The organism is Streptomonospora salina (genome assembly GCF_014204715.1).
GTDB lineage: Bacteria > Actinomycetota > Actinomycetes > Streptosporangiales > Streptosporangiaceae > Streptomonospora > Streptomonospora salina.
The window spans coordinates 4,163,791-4,180,280 of sequence record NZ_JACHLY010000001.1 but is presented as its reverse complement, the minus strand read 5'-3'; the positions used below and the strand labels follow the sequence as shown (position 1 = coordinate 4,180,280).

Here is a 16,490-nt window from a genome sequence, read left to right as displayed (position 1 = left end):
TTTCGTGGGTTGATGTCCCCTTCGTCGTCAGGGTTGGACAAGACAGGCTGGTCAAGCGGCCGCTGGTGGGCTATGGGCGGTGCCGGGAGAACAAGCCCGGCTTGGTCTCGGCGAGGATGCCGCGGTCGACCAGGCGTTTGAGCTTGAAGCGCGTGTTCTCGACGCTCTTGGACACGATGGGCAGGTCCGAGGCCTGGCACAGGTCGCGGGCACGCAGCGGCCGGCCGAGGTCGCCGAAGGCGTCCATGATATTCAAGTGGTCGGGGCGCCGTGGTTCATGCCAGGGGTATGCAGCCGAACACATCCTGCGGGTCCCACTTCTCCTTCAACGCCCGCAGCCGCATCAGGGTTGGCTTTTCATGGAAAGCCTCGAACTGCCCGTCGCCCACGGCCCCGTAAACAAAATTGGCGGAACGGCCGACGGCCCACTCCGCCAGCCCGTTCATGATCCGATGGTGCACGCGCCGAACGTCGTTGACCTCGACATTCCCGAGTGGAGAGAGGATCCGAACGATGTATTGCGCGTCGCGGTGTCCGACTGCGTTCGGCTGAGCAGGAGGACGGGACAGAGCACCACCGAGATGGCGGATGTCCAGGACGACCGGGACCGGCGCGGCCGGACCGCACACCCTCCGGGTTATCTCGGCTGCCTCCGGAGGGAAGTCGGCCAGCAGGACGTTGCTGCCCTGGTAGGCGTGCGGTGCCCGAGGGTCGTTGTAGATCGTCCCCGATTCGGAGTAGGGCATGTCGCGGATCTCGCCCAGGACAACTGGCTCGATCCGCCGGAACGGAGCGATCAGTTCCGCGGCCGCCTCGGACGTACTTGTGCTGGCGAACCGGAGATGCAGCACATGCCTGTTACGCAGCGCACCTGGCACCTGCGGCAACGGCGGGCAACGCAGCATACCGAGGGAAGCGTTCAGGGTCTCCGGTGCGCGAGTGGTCAGGCCCCGGAACTCGGCGAGGACCTCGCGGGCCTGTGCCACGTCGAAGAACAGTCCGCCGCCATAGACCCGGTCGACCGGGAACAGCCGGATGGTCATGGCTGTGACGATACCGAGGTGATCTTTGCCCCCACGGAATGCCCAGAACAGCTCCGGCTCGCTCGTTGCGGTCACGGTGCGCAGCCGTGCGTCGCTGGTCACCACATCGAGCGAGCGGACGTGGTCGGCCGCGAAACCGAACTCGCGGCCCAGCAGGCCAAGACCGCCCCCCAGGATGTAGCCGACGGCGCCCACGTCAGGTGATGATCCGCTCAGTGGGGCGAGCCCGTACGGAGCGGCCGCCGCGATGACCTGGTACCACCGCACGCCGGCCGCGATCCGTGCTTCCTGCCGCTCCGGGTCGATGTGCACGCCGGCCATCCGGTGTGTGCTGACCAGTACTCCACCCTGCTGGGGGAGAGTCACCCCGTGGCCGGTGGCCTGCACAGCAACGGAGAGCCCGGTCGCTGCCGCGTGGGCGACGGCCGCACACACGTCATCGGCGTCCTCCGCCCCGACGATCAGCGCGGGCTCGTGGGGAAAAGCGGTTTGAAACGCGATGCGTTCCTGCTCGTACGCGTCATGAGACGGGTACAGGACTGGGCCTCGGACCTCGCCCAGCGTCGCGGAAGCCGATGTCGGAGATTGCTGTCCGCTGCCCAATGCACTGTCCCTCACGAGGTGATGCGCTGCCATTCCAATGTGCTGCGCTCGGCATGTGTACTCGGGCCGCGACCCGACAGGAGGAGGCGGTCACCGACGAGTTCCACGTCGCGCACCTGATCCAACCCGATCCACCGGCGGTCCGGTGCGACGGAAATCGTGTGCACCACTCGCTCCTGCTCGCGCCGCCATGTCCCGGCGTAGCTCATGTATCGGGTGCCGCCCTCCTTGTCTGTGCGCATCATGTTCACCGCGACATGCCCGGTCGCGGCGTAGACGAGGAGCCCGCTGGGGGAGGCACCGAGCGGGTCGGTGCCTCCGCCCGCATCTGTGGTGCGGAACGACACGAGTCGCCACGCGCCGACCAATTCATCCATTCGTCCATCACTCCACAGGAACTGCAGGAAATACGGTGTTGCCGGGATCACCGCCGACGACTCTGCCGAGAACGCCGGCGCTGATGTCGTGTGGAACTCCGAGTTCGGGCGTGCTCGACTCGTCGAGTTGCGCGAGATGTACAGGGTCCAGCACCAACTCCAGTGTTCCGAGGTAGCTGTCGAGCTGAGCCAGGTCGCGGGGGCCAACGATCGGGATGACGGAGGTGGTCGAGGCGGCCTGCCGGTGACGCAGCCACGCCATGGCGACGCTCGCCGGAGATTCTCCGACCTGTCCAGCCACCGAGAGGACGGCGTCGAGCACCTTGGTCTTCTGCGGCGTGTCCTCCACCTGGACGGCTCGCTTCCATTCCGTCAGCCGACCACTCGTCCCGCTCCGGTACTTGCCGGTGAGCAGGCCGCCCCCCAGGGGCGACCACACAGCGACGCCCAGACCGAGCGCCTCCGACATCGGGAGGGCCTCTCGTTCCGCAGTGCGCTCCACGAGGCTGTACTCGAGCTGGATGCCTACAAGCGGTGTCCACCCGCGTACGTCGGCCAGGGTGGCGCCCCTGGAGACGCGCCACGCGGGGAAGTTCGACAGCCCGGTGTACAGCACTTTGCCACTGCGGACGAGGAGATCCAGCGACGCCATCACTTCGTCGATCGGGGTGAGGGGATCGGCGAAGTGCACCCAGTAGAGATCGAGATAGTCGGTGCCAAGCCGGCGAAGGCTGGCCTCGACCGCTCGCACCATGCTCTTACGGCTGTTACCGGTGTCGGAGATACGCGGATGCTCACAGGCGCCGTAGGCGAACTTGGACGAGACCACGAAATGGTCGCGGTCGGCGCGGAGGAAGTCGCCGACCATGCTCTCCGCCTCCGTGTAGTTGTAGCAGTCGGCGGTGTCGATGAAGGTGCCTCCGGCGCCGGCGAAGCGCTCGAAGATCGCCTGCGCCTGCGAGCGTTCGGTGCCTCCTCCCCACGCGTGCCCGAAATTGGCTGTACCGAGGGCGAACTCCGATACCCGCAGGCCGGTCCGCCGCCCGAACGTCATGTACTGCATTTCCACTCCTCCGGACCGCAAGCGGCCAGTAGTTCCATTAAGCACTTCGCTGCTCGGGCGCCGTACTGCTGCCCGTGCGCAGTGAGTCAGCGACGATGCGGAGCAGTGCCGGCCGCTGCTCCCGGTGATAGAAGTGATGTCCGGGCAGCAGATGACTTTCGAACCCACCCACCGTGTGGTCCCGCCACCCGGACAGGTCGCGCGCGATCGGCGCCTCCTGGGACCCCGCGAACGCCGTGACCGAACATTTCAAGGGCCCAGAGGGCTCGTGCACGTAGGTCTCTAAGATGGCGAGATCGTTGCGGAAGGGGCCCATAGTGACTCTGAGCAGCTCTGGTGTGGTCTTGACAGCACTGGGGAGGGCGCCCCACATGGCTTCGACCCGGGCGAGCAGCTCGTCGTCGGGCAAGGTGTGGAGGGGACGCGAGCTGTGGGACATGGAGGGAGGAGGCGGCGCGGAGGACACGAAGAGCTGCTGCGGAAGCGGCCTTCCTCGCGCCTGCAGGCCCCGAGCCACCTCGAAGGCGACCAGTGAGCCGAGGCTGTGGCCGAACAGGGCGAAACGTTCCCCGAAGTCGACGCTCTCCAGCACCTGCTCGACCAGTGCGGACATGCGGGTAACCGCCGGCTCGGACATGCGGCTGCCCCGGCCGGGGAGTTGCACCCCCCACACCTGAACGTTCGGGAGATCGTCCGACCAGCGGACGTACTCGCCCGGAGAACCTCCGGCGTGGGGGAAGCAGTACAGGCCGATCGGCGCGTCGGGCCTTCGCATGCGGCTGATGAGCCAACGAGGCTGCTTCTGGACGATGTTTTCGTTCAAGACGGCTCCTTCTCACCGATCCTGTCGCCGATCAGCCGGGTCATCGCGGCCGGTGTCGGCGCGTCGAAGATGGCCAGCGAGTCGAGCTCGACGCGGTAGATCTCGCGAAGGCGCTCCAACAGGTCGATGGAGATCAGTGAGTCACCGCCGTGATCGAAGAAGTCATGCTCCGCTGCGAAGCCCGGCATCCCTAGAGTTTCTCCGTACACGCGGGTCACCGTGGTCAGCGTGTCCTCGTCGGGGTGGGCCTGAGTGTCCGTTCGTGGCTGGTCCGGCTCGGGCTCCGCGGTTGTCTCGGCTTCGACGATGTAGCGCTGTCGCTCAAACGGATAAAGTGGCAGGGGTACTTTGTTCCGGGCGCCGTCCGGCGTCCACCGGATGTGAGCCCCGCCCAGCCACAGCTCTCCCAGCGTCGATTCGGGGAAGTCCTCGTCGTGCGGTTCGCCGATCCCGACGATGCGGCTGTCGCTCTCTCCGAGGAGGTGCTTCGGGGGCTCGCTCCCCAGCAGGGCTGTCCAGCTACAGGCACAGCGGACCTCCGCCGCCGACATGGTCCGGCCGTCCGGGCCCTGCACGATGTCGACCGTAGGAGGAGACAGGAGGGTCAGCCCCAGTTTCTCTTCGAGGCGGCTCGCATCATCGAGGTGTTCCGTCAGCGCGCACGCGTCCGCGAGCCGTAGTGTTCCGGCAACCACGCCGGCGGCCAGGGCGCCGACACCGTAGCCGGTCACCGAAGCGGGTTCGAGTCCGCGCTCGGCGAGTACGCGTGCCTCTCCCACATTATTCGCGAGCGTCACCAACGCAGTCACCCGGGCGTCAGTGGTCTCCGTGGAGCCGGTGCGCACAGCCGAACGCAGGGTGGAAGTCGTGGCATCGGCGACCTCGTCGAAGGCGCCACGGAATGCCGGTTCGTTGCTGAGGAGTCGGGCCACGGTTTGCTTCCCGGGCGTCCGGCCGGAGAACGCAAAGGTCACCGGCGTGGGGCCGACTGCGCCCGGTGACGAGACCAGACGGTCTCCGCCTGCCCGGTCGAGCACGGTCAGATGAACCTCCCCGCTGCGCACGAGTGCGTACCGGCGCCACGGCATCTCCCTTCGTCCGGTCTGGAGGCTCCACGCGATGTCCGCGAGAGATTCCTCCGGGCACCCGCGTAGGTGCTCGGTTAGGTCGCGGGTGAGGCTGTCGAGCGCGGCAGGGGTACGGGCCGAGAGCGGGAGCAGGTGGACGGTTCGGCTGGCGTCCGCAGGCTCCGGACGGGCCGCCTCCTCCAGCACGACGTGGGCGTTCGTGCCGCCGATGCCGAACGAGCTGACTCCTGCTCGACGCGGTGTGCCGTCTGTCTTCCACTCAAGTTCGCTCGTCACCACCCGGAATGGGCCGCTCTCGAAGTCGATGTGCGGATTCGGGGTATCGAAATGCAGGCTGGGAGGGATGATCCCGTGCTTCAGGGAGAGAACCGACTTGATGAAGCCCGCGATACCGGCGGCGACGTCGGTGTGACCGATGTTCGTCTTCACTGATCCGATGGAGCAGAAGCCGCTGTTGTCCGTGCTGTCGAGGAAGGCCCGGGTGAGGGCCTCGATCTCGATGGGGTCGCCGAGCGGTGTGCCGGTGCCGTGTGCTTCGACGTACCCCACGGTGTGGGAGGCGATCCGCGAGACGCGGTGAGCGGCGCGCACGACCTCCGCCTGCCCGTCGACGCTCGGGGCGGTGAAGCCGGCGCGTACGGATCCGTCGTTGTTGACCGCTGTTCCCAGGACCACGGCATGCACCGCGTCCCCGTCAACGAGGGCGTCGGAGAGCCGCTTCAGCACGACAACCCCGGCTCCGTCGCCGCCGACGGTCCCGTTCGCGAGGGCATCGAAGGCCCGGCAGATGCCGTCTTGGGCGATGATGCCGCCCGCAGTGTAGGGGCTGTGCTTCTCGGGGTAGTGCACCGAAGCTGCCCCAGCGAGAGCAACATCGCAGTCCCCTGCCAGCAGTGCCTGGGCTGCGGTGTGCACCGCGACCAGAGATGTCGCGCACGCGGACTGTACGTTGACTGCGGGGCCGGTCATGCCCAGCTTGTAGGCCGTTCTGGACACCATGAAGTCCTGGCCACTGCCAAGTAGGATTTCCCACTCCGTGACGCCGGACAGCTGGTGCCGCTGCGCGCGCAGCACCTCCCCGTAACCTGTTTGGGACCCGCCGCCGTAGACGCCGACCGATCCCTCGTAGCGGTACGGGTCGCAGCCGGCGTGGTCCAGAGCCTCGGTCGCGCATTCCAGGAAGACCCGGTGCTGCGGGCTGATGAGGCGCGCCTCCCGCGGGGACAAGCCGAAGTACTCGGCGTCGAACCACTCCGGATCAGCGAGGAGTCCGCGGGCGGGAATGTAGCGGTCCTGTCCTTCCGTGGTCTGCTCGGGGAATCTCGTGACGGAGTCGACTCCGCCGACCAGATTGGCCCAGTACTCCTCGAGGTTCCGCGCGCCCGGAAGCCGACAGGCCATTCCGATCACGGCAATGGCGTTGTCGTCGGCTGTCCCGCCCGGTTTTGTCAGGTGGTCTGCGGGATCAACAGGCTCATGCATTCTTGTCGCCTCGTGTCTGCTCTCGCTGCCGACCGAGTTGGGAACGTCGCTGAGCGAGTTGACTCGTCCGGCGTGCGGTCGGCTGCCTTGACGGCATCGGTGCGGGTGCTTCCGAGTCTGCGGGCTCACTTAAGTAGCGGGCCAGAGACCGCACGGTGGGGTGCCGGAAGAGTTCTATGAGGGGCGGAGTCCGATCCAGTTCGGCGATGATCCGTTCGTGCACGACGTGCATCAGCAGGGAATGCCCACCGAGGTCGAAGAAATTCTGTTCCACGCCTACCCGGGGCACCTGCAATACGTCGGCCCATATGTGGGCGAGGCGACGTTCGGTTTCCGTCCCGGGGGCAGCGGGGAATCGGTCCGCACCGGTTGACCCCTCGGAATCCGGCATTCGTTCTGGTGTGGCCATGAGTCCCCCTGCGCGTGATGTCGCGGGATGTGAATCTCGGTTCTATCAGGTTTGCTGCACGGTGGGACAGTGTCAATTGACGGACGCAGGGTTGCGAGAGCTGTCCAACTGATCAAGTCCTCGGTCGGGCAGCAGATTCGGAACAATCGGAAGCGGCCCTTGGTGAGAATGCGGCGCCAAGTCCCCGATGGTTTCCGGAGATTATCGCGCATGCCCCTGCGGCCCACGTGGAATGACGTCCGGGAACATGCGCGCGCCGGGCATCTGTCAGTCGAGCGGACCCGGGCGCTGTGAGCGCTGGCGGGGAGCCCGTCCTCTTGACGCCTCAGTGACTGTTGGGTATGCGGGGGATTACACGGCTTGGTTGGCTGGGCGGTTGCTCCACCGTGCGCTTTGACCGGCCAACCGTGTCGCCATCAGCCGGATCATCGCGATCTTGACCATGGTCTCGGAATTTCCGGTCAGACGCTTGTAATCGCGGCCAGGCGCCGATTGCGCACCAGCCAGCCAAAGGTGCGCTTCCACCACCCACCTGCGCGGCAGCACCCGGAACCCCTGCGCGCCCTCGGGACGCCTCACGATCTCGACTACGAGCCGGAACTTCTCATAAGCCCAATTCAGAAGGCTGCTGTTGATCCTGTTGGCATAGCCGGCATCGGCCCAAACCAGGCCGATCGACGGAAAGGCCGCGGCCAGCCGCGCCAGCACACGGCGCCCGCCGGGCCGGTCCTTGACCGGGGCGCATCAGTCACCGCGACTACCAGTACGAGCCCGAGGGTGTCGGTGCTCAGGTGGCGCTTGCGGCCGGTGGTCTTCTTGCCCGCGTCGAACCCGCGGTCGGGGCCGCCTTCGCTGGATTTGATCGACTGGGCGTCCAGCACCGCGGCCGAGGGCTCGGGGTCGCGGCCCTCGGCGGTGCCACCAGGTCGCGCAACCCGTTGTGGAGGCGGTCCCAGGTGCCGTCGTCGGCCCAGGGGCGGTATCAGCGGTAGGCGGCGTCCCACGGCAGCAGGTCGCGGGGGATCATCCGCCACTGGCACCCCGAGCGCAGCACGAACAGGATCGCGTCGAGCACCAGCCGGTCGCCGTACTTGCACGGAGCGCCGCCTTTGCGCCGGTAGCGGACGGGCATGAGGGGTTCGATCAGCGCCCAGGCGGCGTCGGACAGGTCGGAGGGATAGCATTGGGCATCAGCGGCCCCGGAATCTTTGCATCGGAACACCAAGCGATCATTCCGGGGCCGCGTCATGTCGGAGCATGCGGGGCGGCCTGTTACCGACCGCTCGTCCCCGAATACCCAACAGTCACTCAGCCGACTGTGCCTGTAGGGAGGGGGAAGTTCGAGCGGAACAATTCCTGGGGGTCGACAGCAGTCTTGATCTCTGTAAGCCGTCGGTAATCCTCCGGGGTGTAGGCGGCTCGGATTTTGTCCGGCGAGAGGGCGCCGAAGGTGAAGTTGAGCAGACGCCCGACTGCCAGTTCGGACCAGGACTCCAGGGCTTCCTCGTGCATCGCCCGGGCTGCTTCCACCTGGTCGGGTTCCGTGGGGGAGAGCACGCCGAGCAAGTAGCCGGCGGAGCGCTTTCCGATCGCGTTCGGGATCTTGGGGGCACGCGATAGGGCGCCGCCGAGGTGACGCAGGCCAACCACGCACATCATCGGGTTGCCGGGAGCAGACAGTTCGGTCAGCTCGGCCAGCTTACTCGTGTCCACATCGCTGAGGAGGAGGTTGTCACCCTGGTATGCGTGCGGCTGATCAGGCTCGTTGAACACGGCCTCGGACTGCGCGTAAGGAATCTTCTGGAGCTGTTCCATCATCGGTTCGAGCTCGCGCAGGGGCGCCACAAGCTCTTCACCCTCCGCCGCAGAGCCGAGGAACGAGATCTGGATCTGGCCGATGTGACGGCCGCGCATAGGCTCGGGCACCCCCGGGGCATCCGGGAAGGTGAGCATGGATACCGCGGAGGTCATCCCGTCGGGGACGTCCGCCGTCCACCGGTACCACGCTTCCACCAGGCCGGGAGTCTGTTCGAGGTCGAAGACCAGCCCCCCTCCGTAGAGACTCTCGACCGGCATCAGATCGATCTCAATCCCGGTGACGACGCCGAAGTTTCCGCCACCGCCCCGCAGGGCCCAGAAGAGGTCCGGGTCGCTGTCGGGAGTCACCTGGCGGAGGTGGCCGTCGGCCGTGACGATGTCGATGCGGTGGACATGATCGGCGGCGAAGCCGTAGCGCCGGCCGATGACCCCGACGCCCCCGCCCAACGTGTAGGAGACGGCGCCCACTCCGGGCAGGCTTCCCGACAAGGGAGCCAGTCCGTGCGGGGCGGCGGCGTCGATCACGTCCCGCCACTTCGCGCCGGCCTCCACCCACGCCGTGCGCTGTTCTGCGTTCACCTGAACCGCGTTCATCTGACGTGTGCTGATCAGCACACCGGTTCCGTCGAGAGGTTCATTCAGGCCGTGGCCGGTGGCCTGCACTGCCACCGGCGTCCCCGTCGAAGCGGCGGACGCCACTGCCGCGACGACGTCGTCACTGTTCTTGGCCGAGACGATAACGTCCGGCCGGTGGCGCGCCAGCAGCTGGAAGCCGGCGCGCTCTACCTCGTAGTTGCTCGTGTCCGGTCGGCTCACGCCGCCCTTGATCACGTCGTCCAGTGCTTGTTCGGCAGAGCTCGAATCACGGTTGTGTGCCATGTCGCTGACCGTAGTATGGGATGCGGACAGCGGATGTCCGCAATTGCGGAGGCACGTCGGACACGTGGGGGGAAATGACACTCCAGGACATGCCCGCTCGGTTGTTGCGACTTTTGTCGCTGCTCCAGAGTAGGCCCGAATGGTCAGGCAACGAACTCGCGGCGAAGCTCGGGGTCACCACTCGCACCGTGCGTCGCGATGTCGAGCGCCTCCGGGGACTCGACTACACCGTCGAGACAAGTAGAGGAGTCTCGGGCGGCTACCGGTTGGTGTCCGGCCAGGCGTTGCCGCCTTTGCTGCTTGATCATGAGGAGTCGATCGCAGTGGTGGCCGGGCTGGTCACCGGAGCGGGCGGATCGATCACCGAGGACAGCTCCCTGCGGGCACTGGAGAAGCTGACGCGCTTGCTCCCCACACGACTGGGCGTGCGACTGACCGCCCTCACGAACGCCACCGCGGCCGTCTCCCACCGGGGGACGGCCCGCACCGACCCGGCTCTCATCGCCAGGCTCGCCCTCTGCTCCGGTGAACAGGAGTGCGTCACCTTCGACTACCGCAACCGAGCTGGCGACATCAGCGCGCGCCGCGTCGAGCCACACAGTCTCATCACGCTGGAGGGGCTCTGGTACCTACTGGCCTTCGACGTTCATCGCGAGGACTGGCGGATCTTCCGTGTCGACCGGATCGACCGGCTCGAATCCACACTTCGCCGGTTCGTGCCCCGTGCCCTGCCCGCAGGACGCCCCGAGGCGTACGTCACCCGGTCGCTGATGAACGCACCGTACCGTTACACCGCGATGATCACGGTGCCGTTGTCGGCGGATACGGTGCGTGCCAAGCTCTTCGCTCCGCTCCCCGGTGAGATAACCAGCGAGGGCCCGGACGCGTGCACCGTCCGGGTCAGCGCCGACAACGACGAGGTCGTGGCCCAGTATGTTGCCGCGGTCGGTGCCCTGACCCCGGATTTCGAGCTGGACGCCGCCGAGGCGGTCCACGCACGGATGCGGACGTTGGGGGAGAAGCTCAGCTCCGTATGACGGTCTTGCAGCGCATGAGAAAGGTGGCCAGATAGTCCTCGTGGGGGAGCCCGGTGTCCGTCCAGTAGGTCGGCCAGTCGCCGCGGTGCAGATTGGCTATCGTCGGCTCGGCGACCAACTCGGCGAAGAGCCCGTCGTCCTCGGTGAACGCGGTGAGCGTCAGAGTCTCCCGCAGCGCGGGCATCCCGTCCCGGCGCGACCACGGCGCGAACCACACGCAGGGGAACGGCAGTTCCACATCCAACTGCGGTGCGTCCGGCCGGTCCACCTCATGCACCGCCGGCCGGAGCACCGCGCTCCCGTCGCCCAGTTCGTCGACGACCTGCTCTGCGCCCAACCACGGCTTAGCGTCCCCCGCCTTCATGCGCAGAAACTTCTCCAGCGCACGTGCGGACGTCACCGCCTGCACCGGAAGTACCGCTGCCGCCTCCTCGGGCTTTGCCGACGGAAGAGCTCCGAGGCGTTCTGCGACGGCGGACGCGAGCGGTCCGGCATCGCCCTCGACGAACACGGCAGTCGCGTTCACACAGCCCGCGCCGCCATGGTGGCTCGCCGAATCGACGATGGTGTCCAGGTGCTCACGCCAGTCTTGGTCGGCTGTGACCAGGATCTTCGAACGGCCCGGCTCCTGGGCGAGGATTTTTGGTGACGGGCTGAACTTCCTGATCACGTCGTCACCGCCGTAGGCGAGGTCGGCACCGCGTAGGAGCGCGGCGCCGGCCTCGTGCTCGGTGGGCAGCCACACGACGTGGTCCGTACCGAACCCCGCCATACGAAGGGCTGCGACCAGCCGGTGCGCGGTGAAAGGCTCGCGCGGGTTCGGCCGGACGGCGACGCGGTACCCGAGCGCCAACGCCTCCAGCCAGAGGCTGTGGCCGCCGGGGTGGAGCCCGGAGGCGTGAACGGCGAACACCTCGCCCTTCGGCACCCATACGGCGCGGCCGGTCCGCGTCAGCGGGTCGCGCCAATCGCGCACGGAGTCCTGCGGGCGAGCGGCCTCGACGGCTCTGCTCACGTTGTGTGCCCGGTGCCCGGTCGCCTGGGCCGCCGAGTGGATCACCGAGACCGGCAGCCCGGAGACCCGGCAAACAGCGTGCACGTATGCGTCAGGGGACAGCCCCGAGACGGTGGCGGTGGAGAAGAGATCACCAGCCCTGGCGATCGCGCTGAGCCTCTCCTCGGCCGACAGCGGCTGCGCCTTGCGCAGGCTGCTCAGCGCGCGAGTGACGAACACGCTGGGAACCAGTGCCAGCGCTCCGATGAGGTCTCCGGCGACGTCGTGGACTGTGGCCTCCGTCCCCGAGACGTACTCTCCTGTGGGGCCCAGGGCGGGCAGCCGAATCACGTCGGTCATCTCAGTACACTCCCTCGATCACGACGCCGTCCTCGAACACCTCGACAGGCGCGATGTCGGCGACCGCGTCCCCGACCGTGCCTTGCAACGGCTCTGCCCTGACGGCCGTATCGCGCTCCACATTGTTGGGCAGCAGAAGCGACTTGGTGACGTGGTGCATGACGACCTGTCCCCGGTCCCCGTACCGCACGTTGTGCCCGGTCGCGGGGTCCACGACGGAGAAGGTGTTGTAGGGAGAGAACGGGTCGAACACGCAGTCCGCGTCGCCTGCCGGCCCCAGCCGCTCGCCGGCCACCCCCAGCACCATGGTGCTCCCGTAGTGTCCGTACAGAATCGTGTCGGGGAATACCTCGGTGCGGTACAACTGCCGACTCGCCGCATCCATGTGAGTGCCGCCCCAACGGATGGCGCTCACCTTTTCGTTGATGAGCTTCACCAGCTCGTCGCGTTCGACGACGCGATCCAGCAGGGCCGGCGTGATGGCCATGACGCGGATGTCCTGGGAACGCAGGACATCCGTCACCTGATCGAGTACATGGTCGCCGTAGGCCCTCGCCTCGTCGGTCTTGCCCGCCGCAAGGAGCTTCTTGACCCACCGCGGGTCGAGGTCGACGAACATGCCGAAGGTGCCGTGCGTATACGCGGACCGCTCGAAGAGCTTGCCGACAATGTGCGGGCCGCCCGGTGTGACCCCGAGCCACTGCACGTCCCGAGGAAATCCGTGCGCATCGAGTTTCGCGTTGCACCAGTCTACGAACCGCTGGAGCCAATCGCCCAGGCACACGACCCGTTTGGGGACCCCGGTGGTCCCACCGCTCTCGAAGACACCGACGATCTCCGGCTCTGCACCGTAGCCGCGGGGCACGAGGTCGGTGACTGGTACGTCCCGGAGTTCGTTGACGACGTTGGGGAACAGTCGGAGATCGTCATGGGTCTCGACGTCCTTGCGCGGATCGAAGTCCAGAGACTTCATACGGCGCAGCCAGAAAGGCGACCCGGTCTCCGGGTTGAAGTGCCATTCCATAGCGGCCTGGAGGAATGCGTCCGGATCGGGCCGGACGTGAGCCGGCAAATCAAGCAAAGGATCGGTGGTTGGCATTGCGCTTCCTTCATCGTCGGAGTTGACCGGTCACGGAGGGGCCGGCCGTCACGCGCGTGGCTCGTCCGCCGGCACTTGGCGGAACAGTCGCCGTTTAGCCGTTCTTCGATTCCCACACCGCGCCGAGACCGGTCAATTCCCCGGTACAGTGCAGCCCTTCGACAGTGACCTCGACCTCTACATCCAGCCTGTGTGTGGGTGCGTACCCGATGAGTTCGCGAGCTCTGTTCGGGGGCAAGGGCTGGTCGAGGTCGGCACCGGGCTCCCAGAGCATGACCGCGCCCCAGATGTTGCGCTTCCGGTCAGAGAACCAGAACTTTACGAGCAGCCCGTGCACGCTCGTCCAATCGTCCACGCCCTCCTCGTACAGGAGGGCACGCAATGTGTCGACGGTCTGTTCCGACCGGCCGAGATCCCAGTGCGCGACAGTTGCCCTCATGCGGGACCGCCTTTCCGCCTTCCCGGCGGCGATGTGCATCGGGTGGTTGAATGCTACGGTTTCTGAGCTTTCCGGCCGTCGGCGGGAGCAGTCTTCTGACGTACCGCTGCGGGCCTCCGGCCGGGACTTTGGTCTGTACGTCAGCCGAGAGTAAAAGACGCATCGACCTCGTGATGGGAGACATTTTACTTCGGAGTCAACGCCCACCGGTCGGCGGCGGCCGAAGCCACCTCCAACGCCTGATCTCGATTGAGCCGAGGGTCGCACGCACTCGTGTAGTTCTCCGAGAGGTTCTCTTCGCGTACTCCGGCGGCACCGCCCACGCATTCGGTGACGGCATTTCCGGTAATCTCCAGATGAAGACCCCCGGGATGCGTCCCGAGTTGCTGGTGGATTTCGATGAACGAGCCGATTTCCGCCATGACATCGGAGACCAGACGAGTTTTGACCGCGCCGGTAACCCGCGTATTGCCGTGCATGGGGTCGCAGACCCAAAGGACAGGAGCTCCGCAAAGCCGTACCTTTTCGACGAGTCGCGGAAGGATTTCGTTGATGCGATCGGCACCGAGGCGCGTGATCAGAGTCAGCTTTCCCGGAGCGTGCTCCGGGTTGATCCTGGCGATCAGTTCCAACAGGTCGTCTGCTGTGGCGGAGGGACCGACCTTGACCGCGAAGGGATTGTTGACGCGCTGGGCCAGCTGGACATGCGCCCGATCGACGTGCCGTGTGCGTTCACCGATCCACAGCATGTGCGCGGATCCGGCCATGGTGCGATTGGTGCGCGGGTCCGTACGCATCAGGGCGTTCTCATAGTCCAGGAGCAGCGCCTCATGGCTTGAGTAACAGGCGGCCTTCTCCCCGCCCCTACCGATCCGGTGCAGGGCCGCCGCAGACTCGTCGTACGCCCGCAGCAGCCGCTCGGGATCCGGTGAGCGCTCCCGTGCGGTGAAGCCCGCTCCATTCACGGCGTCACCACGGTAGACTGGCAGTGACACGCCATCGCGTACCTCGGTCGGTCGCGAGCGCGGCTTGGCGTACTGCCCTGCGACCCGACCTACCGTGATGACCGGCAGACCGGCAACCCGAGACAGTACCTCTGTCATCCCTTCCAGTGTGCCGACGGTGCGTTCCATCTCGGGTAGCGAGCCGAAGGTCTCAGCGCAATGACCGCCCTGAAGCAAGAGCGCCCGTCCGGCGGCGGCTTCCGCCAATTGGTGACGCAGTGTGTCGACGTCTTCTTGCCGCACCAGGGCGGGGCGCCTCTCCAACTCCTCCGTGGCGCGCTGCAGCTGGAGGGGGTCGGCCCAGTCCGGCTGCTGGTCGGCGCGCAGGCCGTGAGATCCCGCGCAGGGTAGTGTAGGCATGGGGCTTCCCTGCCTTTCATTTCGGGGCCGGTCTGGATGTTCCAGGCCGAGGGGATGCCGGTCCGGGCGCTCGTTGGCGCGGACGGGCGGGGGATCCGGACCGTTACTGCACGAGTCCCCCGCTGGGTGAGACGCGGTCGAGGACGGCCCGGTCGATGGTGCCGTCGGGGCGCAGCGGCATGTCGTCGAGCGCCACGATTGCGGTGGGGAGGTACTGCTCCGGAACCTTGCCGCCCAACCACTCGCGCAGTTCCGCGTGGAGCGCGGTGCCACGGTGGGTGGCTGCCGGAACGTCGGCGAGTTGTGAAGCCCCTGAATCCTGCGCTCGCCGGGTGCCGACGGACTTGCCCTTCTCCGGGAGGAAGACGGCGTCGAACTGGCCGGCGTGGTCCGTGCTGGGCGCGAAGGCAGCGTAATGGCCTGTGGCGGATGCGAGCAGGGCGACCGTGTGTGGATCCACCGCGTCCTGGCCGGTACGGGAGAGGGCCTCCTCGGCGCGCGCGACGTCGTCTGCCGCAAGGGCCTGCCAAGCGGTGATTTCGCCTGCGAGGCGGGCGTTGGGAATACCTGCGACCCGAAGCGGGGGCCGAGACGAGGTCAGCAGTTCCCGGACACCGTCGAGTGAGCCGACGTCGGCTCCCCAGCGCAGAACCGGGCACTCGGCGACGTCCAGCGCCGTCGAAGGGCTCTTGTGCAGAACGATGTCGTACCGGTGGCGGGTCAGTTCGTTGTGGTACTCGCCCTGCTTGAGCTGGATGTCGACCCCGGTGACCGCGGGGTGCGACCGAGCGAGGTCGAGGAAGAAGTCCGGATGGACGAACAGCTCCTCGTCCTTGGCCTTGTGCCGCTGCGTGATGCGATGCACGGCGGAGGCGTCAACGGCCTTCGGGTTCCGCAGAGCAATAGCGGCATAGATGTAGTCGCGAGTGCGCAGATCGCGGATGTCGCCGATGAAGAACGAGCCGCCCGCAGCGAGAAGCGTCAGTACCCGGTCGATAACGGTGGTGAGGTATGCGGCGCCGGGGAAGACCTGAACAACTGAGTTGATGACCACGGTGTCGAAGTACTCGGTGGGGAGCCCATCCACGTTCTCAGCACCCTGGTTGCGGAGCGTGACCCGGTCAGCCAGTGCGGAATCGGTGCTGATGTGCCGGGCGAGGTCACTGATCGCGACAGAAGACAGGTCGGTAGCCCAGTACTCGTCGCAATCCTGAGCCAGTCGGGAGAGGAGGAGGCCACTGCCGACGCCGATTTCCAGGACGCGTCGCGGTCGCAGCTCGCGGACCCGTTCGACCGTCATGTGCCGCCACTGGCGCATCGCGTCCAGATCGATGGGTCGCCGATCGTAGGCGCTGGTCCAGCCCGCGAAGTTGTCGCCGAAAGCCGCATCGGAGGAGGCGGTGTACAGGAGGTCGTAGATCTCCTGCCATTCCGTGAGCTGCTCCTCGGTACGCGTCTCGGCCTGGGAGGTCAGGGCCCGCAGCGTGACGTAGCCGATGCTTCCGGCGGAGTCGGTTCCCGGTGAGGCATCCGTGGGGACCACGGCAGCCTGCGCGACGTCGCCGTGCTGGGCGAGCAGGAACTCAATCTCTTTCGGTTGCATAAAAATCCC

General features: G+C 66.7%; 16 protein-coding genes. 1 reads left to right on the top strand and 15 read right to left on the bottom strand.

The window, feature by feature from the left end:
- Positions 1-70 precede the first annotated feature (70 nt).
- The 10 genes from HNR25_RS18780 to HNR25_RS18740 form a co-directional block, all read right to left on the bottom strand.
- On the bottom strand, positions 71-256 hold the full coding sequence (locus HNR25_RS18780; RefSeq protein ID WP_184639747.1) for a hypothetical protein: 186 nt from the start codon (positions 254-256) through the stop codon (positions 71-73).
- Between the two features lie 19 nt (positions 257-275).
- Positions 276-1,646, bottom strand: a complete 1,371-nt coding sequence (locus HNR25_RS18775) for an FAD-binding oxidoreductase (protein ID WP_246463753.1) — start codon at positions 1,644-1,646, stop codon at positions 276-278.
- Between the two features lie 11 nt (positions 1,647-1,657).
- Entirely contained in the window at positions 1,658-2,023 is a 366-nt protein-coding gene (locus HNR25_RS18770) for a lipocalin-like domain-containing protein (RefSeq protein WP_184637233.1), read from the bottom strand.
- Positions 2,024-2,030: 7 nt separating this feature from the next.
- Entirely contained in the window at positions 2,031-3,086 is a 1,056-nt protein-coding gene (locus HNR25_RS18765) for an aldo/keto reductase (RefSeq protein ID WP_184637231.1), read from the bottom strand.
- Between the two features lie 37 nt (positions 3,087-3,123).
- Positions 3,124-3,909, bottom strand: coding sequence for a thioesterase II family protein (locus HNR25_RS18760; protein WP_184637229.1), 786 nt, complete (start codon positions 3,907-3,909; stop codon positions 3,124-3,126).
- A complete protein-coding gene (locus HNR25_RS18755) occupies positions 3,906-6,479 on the bottom strand; it encodes a type I polyketide synthase (RefSeq protein ID WP_184637227.1) in 2,574 nt (857 codons plus the stop codon). Before HNR25_RS18755 ends, HNR25_RS18760 begins: the two co-directional genes overlap by 4 nt.
- Positions 6,472-6,870 carry a phosphopantetheine-binding protein gene (locus HNR25_RS27135; RefSeq protein ID WP_376767549.1) on the bottom strand — a complete coding sequence of 133 codons (399 nt, stop codon included), beginning with the start codon at positions 6,868-6,870 and terminating at the stop codon, positions 6,472-6,474. Before HNR25_RS27135 ends, HNR25_RS18755 begins: the two co-directional genes overlap by 8 nt.
- Positions 6,871-7,239: 369 nt before the next feature.
- Entirely contained in the window at positions 7,240-7,596 is a 357-nt protein-coding gene (locus HNR25_RS25435; protein ID WP_221457721.1) for a hypothetical protein, read from the bottom strand.
- A 274-nt stretch (positions 7,597-7,870) separates the two neighbouring features.
- Positions 7,871-8,110, bottom strand: coding sequence for a transposase (locus HNR25_RS26630; protein WP_221457704.1), 240 nt, complete (start codon positions 8,108-8,110; stop codon positions 7,871-7,873).
- A gap of 86 nt (positions 8,111-8,196) precedes the next feature.
- Complete coding sequence (locus HNR25_RS18740) at positions 8,197-9,585, bottom strand: FAD-binding oxidoreductase (RefSeq protein WP_184637223.1); 1,389 nt, start codon at positions 9,583-9,585, stop codon at positions 8,197-8,199.
- A gap of 89 nt (positions 9,586-9,674) precedes the next feature.
- Here HNR25_RS18740 and HNR25_RS18735 point away from each other — a divergent pair, with 89 nt between their 5' ends.
- Positions 9,675-10,622: a helix-turn-helix transcriptional regulator gene (locus tag HNR25_RS18735; RefSeq protein ID WP_184637221.1), complete on the top strand. Its 948-nt coding sequence runs from the start codon at positions 9,675-9,677 to the stop codon at positions 10,620-10,622.
- On the opposite strand, the gene HNR25_RS18730 is transcribed toward HNR25_RS18735, so the two are convergent.
- The 5 genes from HNR25_RS18730 to HNR25_RS18710 form a co-directional block, all read right to left on the bottom strand.
- Positions 10,609-11,976, bottom strand: a complete 1,368-nt coding sequence (locus HNR25_RS18730; RefSeq protein WP_184637219.1) for an aldehyde dehydrogenase family protein — start codon at positions 11,974-11,976, stop codon at positions 10,609-10,611. The genes HNR25_RS18735 and HNR25_RS18730 overlap by 14 nt on opposite strands.
- 1 nt (position 11,977) lies before the next feature.
- On the bottom strand, positions 11,978-13,075 hold the full coding sequence (locus tag HNR25_RS18725) for a phenylacetate--CoA ligase family protein (RefSeq protein ID WP_184637217.1): 1,098 nt from the start codon (positions 13,073-13,075) through the stop codon (positions 11,978-11,980).
- Between the two features lie 94 nt (positions 13,076-13,169).
- Positions 13,170-13,553: a hypothetical protein gene (locus HNR25_RS18720; RefSeq protein ID WP_246463750.1), complete on the bottom strand. Its 384-nt coding sequence runs from the start codon at positions 13,551-13,553 to the stop codon at positions 13,170-13,172.
- Between the two features lie 146 nt (positions 13,554-13,699).
- Complete coding sequence (locus tag HNR25_RS18715; protein ID WP_184637213.1) at positions 13,700-14,878, bottom strand: 3-deoxy-7-phosphoheptulonate synthase; 1,179 nt, start codon at positions 14,876-14,878, stop codon at positions 13,700-13,702.
- A gap of 103 nt (positions 14,879-14,981) precedes the next feature.
- Positions 14,982-16,481: a methyltransferase gene (locus HNR25_RS18710; RefSeq protein ID WP_184637211.1), complete on the bottom strand. Its 1,500-nt coding sequence runs from the start codon at positions 16,479-16,481 to the stop codon at positions 14,982-14,984.
- Positions 16,482-16,490 lie beyond the last annotated feature (9 nt).